The sequence below is a fragment of the Ruminococcus sp. 210702-SL.1.03 genome, from assembly GCF_020559915.1.
Classification (GTDB): Bacteria; Bacillota; Clostridia; order Oscillospirales; family Ruminococcaceae; genus YE71.
Genome location: NZ_JAJCLZ010000037.1, coordinates 1 through 12,817 on the forward strand (window position 1 = coordinate 1; position 12,817 = coordinate 12,817).

The following is a 12,817-nucleotide window of genomic DNA, read 5'->3' on the forward strand; positions in this document are numbered from 1 at the left end:
CTGCTTAACTTCAAATCCTTGCGGTCAATGTGTCAAGTTTTATTGACAAAATCACTTTCACCTATTTTGGATTTGTTTAATGGTGAGATTGTGTCCTACAATCTGAGCTATCATCCGAATTTGAATCAGGTTACAGATATGCTTGAAAAGGCATTTGCAAAAATACCTGACAATACAAATCTGATACTTCATTCAGACCAAGGTTGGCAATATCAGCACAGGCATTATCAGAAAATGCTTAAAGATAAAGGGATAAGGCAGAGTATGTCACGCAAAGGAAATTGTCTTGACAATTGCTTGGGCTCTGCGAAAAAATCTCTGTAAATTAATCAACTGTGATAAAAACGTTAGTTGGTAGTGGCATAAAATTTGCCACTCTAATTTTTTACAGTATACAATGCATACTGCAATTTGTCAAGGTTCTTTTTGAACATCAGCCTGATTCCATTGCGCTGCGCTCCATTCCATCAGGCTGATGTTCAGTGGCTCGCTCAGCCGAGCCTGTCGGGATACATGATTTCAAGCTCTCCCAGAACTCTACCCCAGTTTCTCAGCGGCATAGTCCATTTTTTCGCTATTTCATGAGTTGCAAGATACAGTGCCTTTAAAAGCACCGTATCGCTCGGAAATACGCTTCTCTGTTTATTTAGACGGCAGTATCCGCTGTTAAGGCTCTCAATCGCATTGGTGGTGTAAATGACCTTTCTGACCTCCGCTGAAAACTTAAAAATCGGCGATATGACGTCCCAATTCTTGTACCAGCTTTTCATAGCATTGGGATAATCGCTGAAGCTCAGCCTGCGGAAATGCCGTTGATACGGCTTCTTTCATGCCTGTAAGTCCGTCTGCACAGATGACAAGAATGTCCTTTACACCGCGGTTTTTCAGCTCGTTAAGAACGCCAAGCCAGTATTTTGCACTCTCGTTTTCACCGATATGTATGGACAGCACTTCTTTGTGACCTGTCAAGCTTACTGCAAGGATTACATATGCTGCAAGCTTTTTTATCTGTCTGTTTTCTTGTACAGAAAAATGTACAGCATCAATAAATACAATGGGATAAACCTCGTCAAGAGGACGTTTCTGCCACTCTTCTATCTGCGGAAGGAGACGGTCTGTGATATAGGATACCATACCATCGCTGACTTCAAATCCGTAAATATCTTCGATAGTTTCGCTTATTTGGCGAGTGTCATGCCCTTTGCGTACAGTGAAATGATCTTCTGCTCTATTCCCGAAATATCCTTCTGACGCTTCTTTACGACTTTGGGTTCAAATGTTCCATCACGATCCTGTGGCACTTCAATTTCTGTTTCTCCGAAGTTCCCGCGTATTTTCTTGGTTTTCTTTCCATTTCGGTAGTCCGGATTGTCAGAACGCTCATAAGCGCCATATCCGAGATGCTCATCCATTTCAGATTCAAGCATTTCCTGTATTGTGCCGCCAAGAAGATCTTTCAGAGCATCTTCTATATCCTTTGCTGTCCTGATATCATACTCCTCGAGCAGCATTCCGATGATGTTCTTTTTTCCTTCGCTCATTGGTTCTCTTTTTCTTCTTCCCATAAAAAATCAGCCTCCTGTGTTATTTCTATTTTACTACAGTTGACTGACTTTTTACAGACTTTTTTTCAGAGGGTCAATGCTTGTGCCGAAAACTTCTTCAGCTTGTTAAAGACAGAATTACTTTATCTGCAAGAATTTACGAGCATTGAGCATTTCATCAAAGAACTTCACGAGTATATCGAATGGTACAACACAAAACGCATCAAGCTTAAGCTTGATGGTATGTCACCGGTGGAGTTCAGGCTCAAAGCCGCATAACAAAAGCGACCAAGATTTCTCTTAGTCGCTTTGCATAAATATACTTTTTAAACTTTGTCTAACTTTTTGGGGTCATTCCATTACACGTTCCGTTTTAAATTACTATACTTTTCTCTTTGTATTTATATATATGCCTTTTCCTTATTAACTTTCCCGTTTCACTGTGATAGGGGGGAGGTGTCAATTTCAAAACTATTTCTCCCTCAGAGCTTCCCCGAAGCCTTTTTTAATAGGCTCTAAGAAGTAATCCATAACCGTTCTCTTATCCGTCTTTATTTCCACGCTTCCGGATAATCCTGAAATCACATCTATCTCATCATTTTTATCTGTAATTTCAAGCTTCACAAGATAAACGCTACCCGTCTGCTCGCTGACAAACGCGTTGGGACTGATATATTTCACCTTTCCCTTTACCGTTCCGTACTTGTTATACGGGTACGCCTCCAGCTTGATTTCCGCTTCCATTCCAATTTCTATGTCGGCAATATCCATATTCTTTACATAGCACACCATTTCAACAGGCATATGTTACAAGCTCCTGTGCGTTCGTTACCGCCGCTCCGACGGTGTTCACATTTACGTTGTTTATATATCCACTTACAGGCGCCGTTATATACTGATAATCCTTAGACAAGGCGTATTTTTCAAGGCTGGTTTCTATTTCGTCAAGTTGACCGCTTATCTCCGAAAGCTTTGAATTGATCTGTGCGCTGTACTGGATTTTTGTATCCTTGATTTTCGTTTCCGACTGTTTTAGCGCAAGCTCGTTCTGCTTTACTATAAGCTCCTGCATTTCAACCTGACGGCGTGTTCCGCTTTCTTCGTATTCCTCAAGCTGCAGCTGTGAAATCTGATGATTTAAATCGGCGTTTTCCTTATCCTTCTTAAGACTGTCAAGAGTGTTATTATAGCTTGCGTCTGCATCCATAATTGACTGAATATACGGTTTAAGCTCAGCTTCGTAATCTTCAATTTTAACCTTTGAAATATCGTCGCCGTTTTTAATCTTTGTATATATTTTCCGCTGTGCTTCAAGAATTTCTTTCTGACTGTTAAGCTGGTTTGTATCAATATCAAGGGATTCCGTATCAAGCTCTATCAGAACGTCTCCCTTTTTCACATATTCTCCTTCGGCAGCGTTTATTGACTTTACTGTTCCGCCTGAATAGGCCTGCACCACGTTTACATTTCCTGATGGCTGAACGCTTCCGCCGGCAGTAACTACCACGTCTATTTTCGAAAGGCAAGCCCAAATGACTGCCGCGATCAGAAGCGTAAAAACTCCGAGAATTATTACCGTTCCCGCTTTATGGGCAGGGCGTTCAATAATTTCAAGCAAGGACGGCATAAAATCATACTTCAGCTCCTTATCCTTGCTTTTGCTGTGCTTCAATACGTATTCCGTCAGCTTATTATTCATCAATATCGCCCCTTTTCTGCTGGTTATACAAATAATGATACAGCCCTTCACGTTTCATCAGATTCTCATGAGTATCGTATTCCACAAGATTGCCCTTATCAATCACCATGATTTTCTGCGCGTCCTTTAACGTTGAAAGCCTGTGAGCAATAATAAGCACTGTTCTTCCTTTGCATATTTCCTTGAGATTATTCTGGATAATGCTTTCAGATTCATAGTCAAGAGCAGACGTAGCCTCGTCAAATATAAGTATTCTGGGATTGTTAAGTATTGCTCTCGCAATAGCGACTCTTTGCTTCTGACCTCCGGAAAGTCCCATGCCCTTTTCGCCGATAATCGTTTCATAGCCGTTAGGAAGTTCAAGGATAAAATCATGCGCGCCCGCTATTTTTGCAGAATGAATGATTTGCTCCATACTTGCTGTTGAGCAGTGAATTGAAATATTTTCCGCTACGGTCCCGTTGAACATAAAGTTTTCCTGCAATACTACTCCGATCTGCTTTCTGAGCATTGCGGGATTCACAAGTGAAATATCCATTCCGTCTATGGATATTTTACCGCCCTCCGGCAAATAAAGTCTTTGAATCAGCTTTGAAATGGTGCTCTTTCCCGAACCGCTTCTGCCTACGACTCCTACAATAGTGTCAGGCTCTATTTCAAAGCTCATTCCCTTGATAACCTCTCCGCCCTGCGGATTGTATCTGAAATGCACCTGATCGAATATAATTTTACCCTGAACGCCGGGCATAGCAGTCTGATTTGCGTTTAGAATCGGTTCAGGGGCTGTATTAAAAATATCGCCGATTCTTTTTACTGAAAGCGACGCCTGCTGATATTCCTGCCAAAGCTGTACCAGTCTTAAAACAGGACCGCTTACTCTGCCGGAAAGCATTCAAAACGCCATAAGCTGCCCCACTGTAAAATTACCGTCCATTACCGCTTTTGCGCCGAAAAACAGAATCAACAGGTCGAATACCTTCTGAATAAACTGTCCGGTCGTTCCGGCGGTTGCGGAAACCATAGAGGTTTTGTAGCTTGCCTTTACGTAATCGGATTGCAAATCGCCCCATTTTTTCTCGAACTTTGGCTCTAATGCATAGGATTTTACGGTCTGCACTCCCGTTATGGATTCAACCAAAAAAGACTGAGTGTTCGCTCCCGTTTCAAACTTTTCGTCCAGTCTTTTTTTGAAAAGGGGAGTAACGATGGCCGAAAGTACTGCGTAAACGGGTATAGAACAGAGGACGATAACTGTCAGCATTTTGCTGTAGAAAAACAATACTACTATGTATACGATTATGAAAATAAAATCTATCATTGAGGAAAGCGGAGTGCCTGTCAGAAAATTTCTGATACTGTCAAGCTCTCTTACTCTCGCCACCGTTTCGCCGACTCGTCTTGATTCAAAGTATTTCAAGGGAAGTGCGAACAAATGCCGAAACAGCTTGAAGCTGAGCATAACATCTATTCTGTTTGTCGTATGGGTAAACACATAGTTTTTGGCAAGGGACAGAATCAGCTCGTATATATATACAATTGCGATACCGATTGCAAGCACGTTAAGCGTCGACATACTTCTATGGACTAAAACCTTATCCACAACGACCTGAGTCATAACGGGAGTAAGGATTCCTAAAATCTGTATTGTAAATACGGCTATCAGTACCTGTATAAATTCCTTTTTGAATTTCAGTATCGTGGGTATAAACCACTTGAAGCTGAATACCTCTTCTCTGTCCATTATTCCTTTTTTTGTAACAAGGATCGCTGTGCCATCCCAGATTTCAGATAATTCCTCGCGGGATTTTATCTCCGGCTGGGTTTTGTCCGTAAACAAGACCATGAATTTATTGCCTTGAGATTTTGCGACAATAAAGAATACGTCGTTTTTATCCTTTGCAATAATCGGCGCCTTTACGTCCTTCAGCTTTTTTAAATTCAGCTTACAAAGCTTTGCCCGCATTTTCAATTTCTTTGCGGATTCTATTATTTCTATTTCTCCGGTTTTCTGCTCGGGATCAAGAACTGATAGCGTTTCAGCCTGCTCTTTTGTGATAGGTATACCGTGAAACTTCATAACTATCATAAAGCAGCTAAGTCCGCTGTCTTGTTTTTTCTCCATGCTTCGACTTCCTTTTTACATAAATTATGCGGCAGCTTTTTTACTGCCGCACTTTTAATCAGAATTTATATTACTCTGCCTGCGTACCGACAAGCAGTTGATTCAAAGCTGACGTATCCTGCATCGGATCACTAATGCTCATACTGTCAGAAACGTTGTTCTCCGTACCGAAAGCGGACATATTTTCGGTCAGTATCATTACCTGTATATCCGTCTGATCTGCGGTTTCCTCTGTTTCCTTTGCCGCAGAAACAGTGCTTGAAGAATCAATCAGAACGGTGTCGTTTATTTCTGTGAGCAAATCTGAAGACATACTTTCGTCTGAATAGATATCCGAGAGAAGCTCGGCGTTTGACTGTATGACATCTTTCTCAGATATTTCATTGCTTGCAGGCTGACTAAGCTCAAGCTCCCAGGTATCCTTATTTACTGTTCCTACTGCTCCGCCTGCAAATTCAAAGATAAAGCTTTCGGAATTAAAGTTCCTTATAGTCAGCTTATCCTCGCTGCCGTTTATTGATACAGTCAGTTCGGATTGGTTTGTTTTAGTAAATGTGACCTCGTTAAGATCAATACCGCTTAATACGATCTTGTTATTTCCGTCATAATCCTCAATTATATCCGTACCGTAATTTCTGCCGAATACATATGTATCGTTTCCGTTGCCGCCGTTCAGATAATCATTGTCCTCTCCGCCGTCAAGGATATCATCTCCGTCATTTCCGTACAGATAATCGGTTCCTGTTCCGCCGTAAAGCGCGTCGTTTCCGGCGCCGCCGTTAAGCGTATCGTTTCCTCCGTCGCCGTGAATAACAATGCCGTTATCGCTCCATGCTGACATCCAGTCATCGTATTCAGTCGCATGGACCTGTTTAAGAGGATTTTCCTCGCTGTCGTATGCATATCTTGTTCCGTCTGCAAAGTTTACATTGAAGTTTCTGTTTTCCTCAGACGTAAAGTAATTCTGAATGATCAGCTTGTCCTCAATTCCATCAAATGTGATAGTAAGATCGTTCCAGTTCGTTCTGTAAACGGACATAGTATCTGCTGAGAGACCGCTGCCGAATGAGATCGTATTGATACCCTCGCTGTCGTTAATTGTATCTGTGCCATATCCTATGTTGAAGATATATGTATCGTTTCCTGCTCCGCCGTAGAGATAGTCACTGCCTTCTCCGCCGTCAAGGGTATCATTACCGCCGTTGCCATAAAACTGATCGTCTCCGATACCTCCGTACAGCTTATCTGCGCCGTTTCCTCCATTAAGGCTGTCGTTTCCGTTCTCACCGATAAGAGTTCCCCCCCTGTCGTCCATAGTTACAATGTAATCACTATTTTCAGTTCCGTAAACAGTTCTTAATGGACTGTTGGAAGCGGTTGCGTGAACCTTAGAACCTCCGTTGAATGTGAGGTAGAAGTTTCTGTTTGCTTCGGAAGTAAAGAATCCCTCGATCACAAGCTTATCATCAGAACCCTCAAAGGTAACGGTAATATCGTTCCAGTTTGTACGGTAAGCCTTTATCTGATTTGCTGAATATCCGTAAATCTCAATAGTATTCGTCCCTTCGCCGTCGTCGATAGTATCTGTACCGTAGCCTTTTTTGAAAATATATGTGTCGTTGCCTGCGCCTCCGTAAAGGAAGTCATTGCCTTCACCGCCGTCAAGAACATCGTTTCCTGCGTTGCCTGTAAGTCTGTCGCTGCCCTTATCTCCGTAGAGAAAGTCGTTTCCGTCGCTGCCTACAAGCTGATCATTGCCGTCCTGACCGATCTTGGTTATTCCGTCCTCATAAATAGAGATCATGTACTCGCTGCCGTCAGTACCGTAAATAGTTCTGAGAGGACTGTTCTGAGCTGTTGCTTCTACGACTGTTCCGTCGGCAAATACAAGCGTAAAGTTTCTTGCTTCCTTGCTGATGCAGTAATTCTTTATTGTAAGGGTATCTTCAAATCCGTCAAAGGTAATAAGAATATCATTCCAGTTGGAACGGTATGCCTTTACACCTTCTGCGGTGAATCCGTCACCGAACATAATGGTATTTGCACCCTCGCTGTCCATAATAGAATCAGCGCCGTATCCCGGCTTGAAGATATAGGTGTCGTTTCCGCTGCCTCCGTCAATAAAGTCATTGCCTGAGCCTGTGTCGATAATATCGTCGCCGTCACCGCCGTTGATGTAATCATCTTCGTTTCCGCCTGAGATACAGTCATTTCCTGATTCTCCGAACAGAGAGTCATTTCCGCTGCCGCCGAAGATCACGTCATTGCCGTCATTTGCTGTAATTCTGTCAGTTCCGGAATCTCCGAAGATATAGTCAGATTCTGTTCCTCCGATAATAAAGTCATCTCCGTTACCGCCTGCGGCGATATTGGCTTTGTCGCTTTCAAGAGGTAAATAATCTGAATTCTCTGTACCTGTAACATAGTTATCGATGCCTGTGATATTATCCTGTACGGGCAGGATTTCTTCGCCTATCTGCAGAACGTAGTTTTCGGGAGCGTCTGCAAAATCGGTAATGATAAGCTTGTCCTCTGTATCCTTAATACTGATAATCACATCATTACCAACGGCATTGATCTCGATATCCGACAAAGTCAGATCGTCGGCAAGCTTAACAGTTGACGTTCCTTCGCTGTCATCAATGACATCTGTACCGTAATCTCTGCTGAATACATATGTATCGTTTCCTGCTCCGCCATAAAGTATATCGTTTCCTGCTCCTCCGTCGAGAATGTCATCACCGTTATCACCGTAAATAATATCGTCGCCTTCCTCACCGAAAATAGCGTCGTTATCATCTCCGCCGTAAACAAAGTCGTTTCCGTTTCCTGCGTAAACGGTGTCATTGCCCTCGTTGCCGTAGATAACGTCATTTTCCTTACTTCCGTAAACGGTATCGTCACCGCCGAAAGCGTGCATGATCGAATCATCTACAACTGCTTTAAGAACATCGTCGCCGTTTCCGCCGTAGATATGTCTGAACGGACTATCCTTATCTGTAACGTGCATTTTAACTCCGTCTATTTCAAGGTCGTAATTGCGGTATTCCTCACTCTTGCGGAAATCCTTGATAACAAGAGTATCGTTCGTACCCTTTATTGTAATAGTTGCGTCGTATTCATCTGTGCCGTTTACAAGGATATCGCTTGGTTTAATTCCCTTAAATCTGAGAGTATTCAGACCATCGGAGTCTATTATTGTATCGTTTCCGTAGCCCTTTGCGAAAATGTATGTATCATCGCCGTAGCCGCCTTTGAGAGTGTCATTGCCTGTCCCTCCGTCGAGAGTGTCGTTGCCTGAATCGCCGTAGAGCATGTCGTTTCCAACTCCTCCGGATATTTGGTCATTGCCGTTGTTTCCATGAATAATATCAATTCCACTCGCACCATTTAATATATCATTTCCATCCAATCCGAAAATGAAATCATTATTTCCAGTTCCTCTATATGTGTCATTGTCATTGGTTGCAAGATATGTAGTTCCTGATTTAGACAGTTCCAAAATATCAGCATATTGTGGTGAAACTGCTTTATAGTATGTACTAAACTCACTGAAAGCATTAGTATCATAAGCTTCATCGAACAGAGAAAGATATGAACCGATACTATAAAGGTTTCCCTCAACGTTTTCACCAGTAGCAATTTCCATTTCTAAAATGGCATTAAGAAAAGTGAAATCTACGATTTTATTTCCCTGTTCATCCTCTGAAACAAAAATCATGTTAATATAGAAACTGTCCTGTGATTCTACATTAAGATCGCTGAAAAAGATATTTTCAAGTGATATATACAACTTTTTCAAAATGTTTGCTGCATTTGAATTTGGATTTGTTCCACCAACGCCAACAAACTCACGTCCCATAAAGGTTTCAATCACATGCAGGTCACGAGCATCAATATTTCCGCCGCGCGAATTCGGACTAATATCTGTTGAATCAGTAATAAAGTATAAAATCTGTTTTGAGAGAAATCGCTTTTCAACAAAATCTTCTGATAAACAATATTTTTTATACAGTACCGCAAGTGTTCCTGTCTTATCTGCTTCAATAGCTAAAGTAATATCCGGAACATTTCCTTTGGTTTCTACAATTTCACCATCTCCGCCCGTCTGTGTTGTATCTGAAGTGTTTACTGGGAACCAAAACTCGCTAATCTTTCGCTCAGTTCCATCTGCGAAAGTAACCATAGCAAATTCAGCTTCCATAGTTCCAGTTGCAGTATCAACATTCTCCTCCTTGGTAACATCAAGGCTTATATTTACTACTCCTAATTCGTTTAGTGTTTTCAATTCTCCTGAATCAGATATACCATTATGATTTGCATCAATCCAAACTCGCAAATCATTCCATACTGTATCATTATGGTCAATTACACCATCGCCATCTTCATCAAAGTCCGCCAATGCTTCAAAACCCGAAACAGAAATTGCGCCATTAGAAAGTTCGACTTGATCACCGAAAAGCTCACCGCCATCGTCAATTTTACTATTACCATTGCGATCAAGACAAAGGAAACCATCCTCAAGACCTATCCATGCTGTCTTTTCAGCAAAACCATTCTTATCTAGGTCGAAGTTAACACCGTTTTCAAGTGTCGTAAGTTCAATCCCTAATGCTCCAAGATCTATCGCAAGAGGATCACGAGGAGGTTGAGCGTTACCTGCATTTGTATATTCGTCATTGAGAGGGTCTAGTAGCCAATCCCATATACTCTCACCCAAAAATCCACCAAGAATACCACCAGCAAGACCAGCTGCAGCAATTGCAGCCCAGCCAATTGGTCCAGATACAAGTCCAGCTGCAACAAGAGTGCCCATACCAATGCCCGCTAGAGCACCTGCACCTGCACCACCTGCCATTCCACCTAATGTACTCATCCCCCATGAACCAAGTGTATCAGTTGCTCCTTCAATATCTCCATTTTTATATTGTTGATATGCTGTACTAGCTGTTGTGACAACATCAGCAACATCTCCAACCGTTCCTAAAACACCAAGTACAGCACCAACACGCACACCAAGATGTGTGCCATTACTACGTCCCGGTAGAGTTGAAACATCATCAATAGCGTCTATTACATTTGTTTTACCAGTAGTAATATTCTTTAATAGCGCATTCTCATCTATATTTGTTCTCGGAATATCATCTACTGCATCAGTAACAGTTTTAAGTGCGTTTGAATCTCCTCCTAACGAATTATATAGATTATTTAATTGTTCGGTCGGGACTCCATTTACTGCAGTAGTAGTTCCAACTCTATCAATATTGGAAGTAGGACAATCAGAAAGTATAGCTTCAGCTATACCACCACTTGTTTCTCCACCAGGAACTATTTGCACCAGATTCTGAACCTGTTGGAAGCTTAAGATTTCCACTTTCATAGAAATCATTTACAATGGATTTATCTATGTCAATTCTAACTAATTCTTGACCTGCCCATTTATCGGTCTCTATACCTAGTCCTTCTTCTATAATGCCAATATCACCATTAGCTACAATAAGCAATTGATCCATTTGATTGCTTGGTGCAATAAAGCGTTGCCCTCCCGCACCAAGTAAACTATCTGGATCACTATAATACAAATCATAATCTCTCTTTGTAACTAAAAAAGAAGCTCCATATTCTAAAAAATCATTATTCACTTCACTCATAATACACTCACCCCATAATCTTTTTTTAAGACATTATCTATACGAATTATGTAATCCCATAATCCATTTTTTTTGTTAATCCCCATCCACTCTTTACAATTACGTAGAGATGATTCATTGTTTATCAAGGTACTTTTTAATGTCTTTAAAAGGGTATCATCAATCATTTTAAACGGTGCTGGATATTTAGAATGTTCATTGAAAATTTGATTCCAACAAGCCATATATGCACACCAAACTTGAATAGGTGTACTATTTAGTGTCATAATTGCTTTACGGAATTTCTTGATAATTACTTCATCATTTGTAGTCAAATATAACTCATATATTCCTTTTTCTACAATGCGTCCGAAATCTGTAGGAATATTAATAGGTATATCCCTGTTTCCCATAACTGAATATCCTTTTTCTCCGCAAAGAAATTCAGCAACCTCATCATTCTCAAATGCTTTTCTTGTAAGTTCAAGCAATTCTTCGTTTGTAATCTGTTTTTGCAATTTCATGACATTTCCTTTCTCATCAAGCGACGAATAAAAATTATTTTTTTATATTTCACAAAAACCATCTACGGTATATGTTTCTTCGTCAGATAGTTTTATCATTGTTTCTTCTACTTTTGTCATATCATTGTCTAGTTTTAATATAATCTCAAAACTTGTATCAATATTAATCGACGTTTTATTTTCCTCCAAAATTAAGATCTATAATATTTAGATGCCCATAATTAAAAGAAAGAGTCAGCCACTTTTTATCAATTAAATATAAATATGAGCTAAAGTGACTTGAATCTTCATGATTGTCTGTCGGTTCACCAAACATTTGATTTATTTCTGCTTCTGTACTCTCAAAGGTTATTCCGCCTATTGAAATATTATCAATCGTATCCTGCCTTTTAAAAGCACTCGCAGTAAAGCTTATACAAATAATATCATTATCACTATAATCATTATCGTCTGCTGCACAATGCATTGTGACCGTATCCAGCAATTTACCGTCATATAACAATCCTCAGCTTCTAAGTTCGGTTTTCTCCTCATATATCATGCTTTCATCCCAAAAAGAAAAACCCTCACCCAAATCATCCAGCGAGCATGGAAATGAAAAAGTTTTATCGGCCCTGTGAAAAAATCTCTGTGAATTCAACAACAGTGATAAAAAACGATATTGTGGAGCGGCTTGAAAAACAGCCGCTCATTTTTTTACAGTATACAATAAATACCGTAATTTGTCAAGGTTCTTCAACAGTCAGTCTGCTGGAATGGAGCGTAGCGGAATGGAAGCAGACTGACTGTGCCGGCTCAGCTTAGCCTGTCGAGATACATGATCTCCAGCTCGCCAAGAACTATGCCCCAGTTCCTCAGCGGCATAGTCCATTTTTTCGCTATTTCATGAGTTGCAAGATACAGAACCTTCAGGAGCGCTGTATCGCTCGGAAATACGCTTCTCTGTTTGTTCAGACGACGATAGCCGCTGTTAAGGCTTTCGATCGCATTGGTGGTGTAAATGACCTTTCTCACATCAGCGGAAAACTTGAAGATCGGTGAGATCACATCCCAGTTTTTGTACCAGCTCTTCATGGCGTTTGGATAATCTTTCTCCCACTTCTCCGTCACACGCTCAAGCTGTTCAAGCGCAGCGTCCTCAGACGGTGCGTGATAAATGGTTTTCAAATCGTTGGAAAATTCTTTCTTGTTTTTTGCACCAACATATTTCAGCGTGTTTCTTACTTGATGAACGTTACAACGCTGTAATTCTGTCTGTGGAAATGCCGTATTTACGGCTTCTTTCATACCCGAAAGGC

The 12,817-nt window shown here is 41.0% G+C and carries 9 protein-coding genes and 3 pseudogenes; 2 read left to right on the forward strand and 10 right to left on the reverse strand.

Going from position 1 to position 12,817, the window contains the following annotated elements:
• Positions 1–294, forward strand: a pseudogene (locus tag LI114_RS12145) (transposase); the annotation flags it as partial.
• 197 nt (positions 295–491) lie between these two features.
• On the opposite strand, the pseudogene LI114_RS12150 reads toward LI114_RS12145, so the two are convergent.
• Positions 492–1,541, reverse strand: a pseudogene (locus LI114_RS12150) (IS256 family transposase).
• A 99-nt stretch (positions 1,542–1,640) separates the two neighbouring features.
• Between LI114_RS12150 and LI114_RS12155 the strand changes: the two are divergent.
• Positions 1,641–1,823: pseudogene (locus LI114_RS12155) on the forward strand (IS3 family transposase); the annotation flags it as partial.
• 192 nt (positions 1,824–2,015) lie between these two features.
• Here the strand turns inward: LI114_RS12155 and LI114_RS12160 are convergent.
• The 9 genes from LI114_RS12160 to LI114_RS12200 form a co-directional block, all read right to left on the reverse strand.
• Positions 2,016–2,348, reverse strand: coding sequence for an HlyD family secretion protein (locus LI114_RS12160; RefSeq protein ID WP_227220907.1), 333 nt, complete (start codon positions 2,346–2,348; stop codon positions 2,016–2,018).
• Positions 2,338–3,243 (reverse strand): biotin/lipoyl-binding protein, encoded by a 906-nt coding sequence (locus tag LI114_RS12165; protein ID WP_227220908.1) that lies wholly within the window; start codon positions 3,241–3,243, stop codon positions 2,338–2,340. Before LI114_RS12165 ends, LI114_RS12160 begins: the two co-directional genes overlap by 11 nt.
• Complete coding sequence (locus LI114_RS12170) at positions 3,236–3,910, reverse strand: peptidase domain-containing ABC transporter (protein WP_264468309.1); 675 nt, start codon at positions 3,908–3,910, stop codon at positions 3,236–3,238. Before LI114_RS12170 ends, LI114_RS12165 begins: the two co-directional genes overlap by 8 nt.
• 225 nt (positions 3,911–4,135) lie before the next feature.
• Positions 4,136–5,365, reverse strand: a complete 1,230-nt coding sequence (locus LI114_RS12175; RefSeq protein ID WP_227220909.1) for an ABC transporter transmembrane domain-containing protein — start codon at positions 5,363–5,365, stop codon at positions 4,136–4,138.
• Positions 5,366–5,435: 70 nt separating this feature from the next.
• A complete protein-coding gene (locus LI114_RS12180) occupies positions 5,436–10,703 on the reverse strand; it encodes a calcium-binding protein (protein WP_227220910.1) in 5,268 nt (1,755 codons plus the stop codon).
• Positions 10,660–11,016, reverse strand: coding sequence for a hypothetical protein (locus LI114_RS12185; protein ID WP_147338993.1), 357 nt, complete (start codon positions 11,014–11,016; stop codon positions 10,660–10,662). Before LI114_RS12185 ends, LI114_RS12180 begins: the two co-directional genes overlap by 44 nt.
• Positions 11,013–11,519, reverse strand: coding sequence for a hypothetical protein (locus LI114_RS12190; protein ID WP_117905803.1), 507 nt, complete (start codon positions 11,517–11,519; stop codon positions 11,013–11,015). The genes LI114_RS12185 and LI114_RS12190 overlap by 4 nt, the downstream gene beginning before the upstream one ends.
• Before the next feature lie 175 nt (positions 11,520–11,694).
• Positions 11,695–12,021, reverse strand: coding sequence for a hypothetical protein (locus LI114_RS12195; protein WP_117905804.1), 327 nt, complete (start codon positions 12,019–12,021; stop codon positions 11,695–11,697).
• 293 nt (positions 12,022–12,314) lie between these two features.
• Positions 12,315–12,817, reverse strand: a 503-nt coding sequence (locus LI114_RS12200) for a transposase (protein WP_227220911.1), incomplete at its 5' end; no start/stop codon positions are given.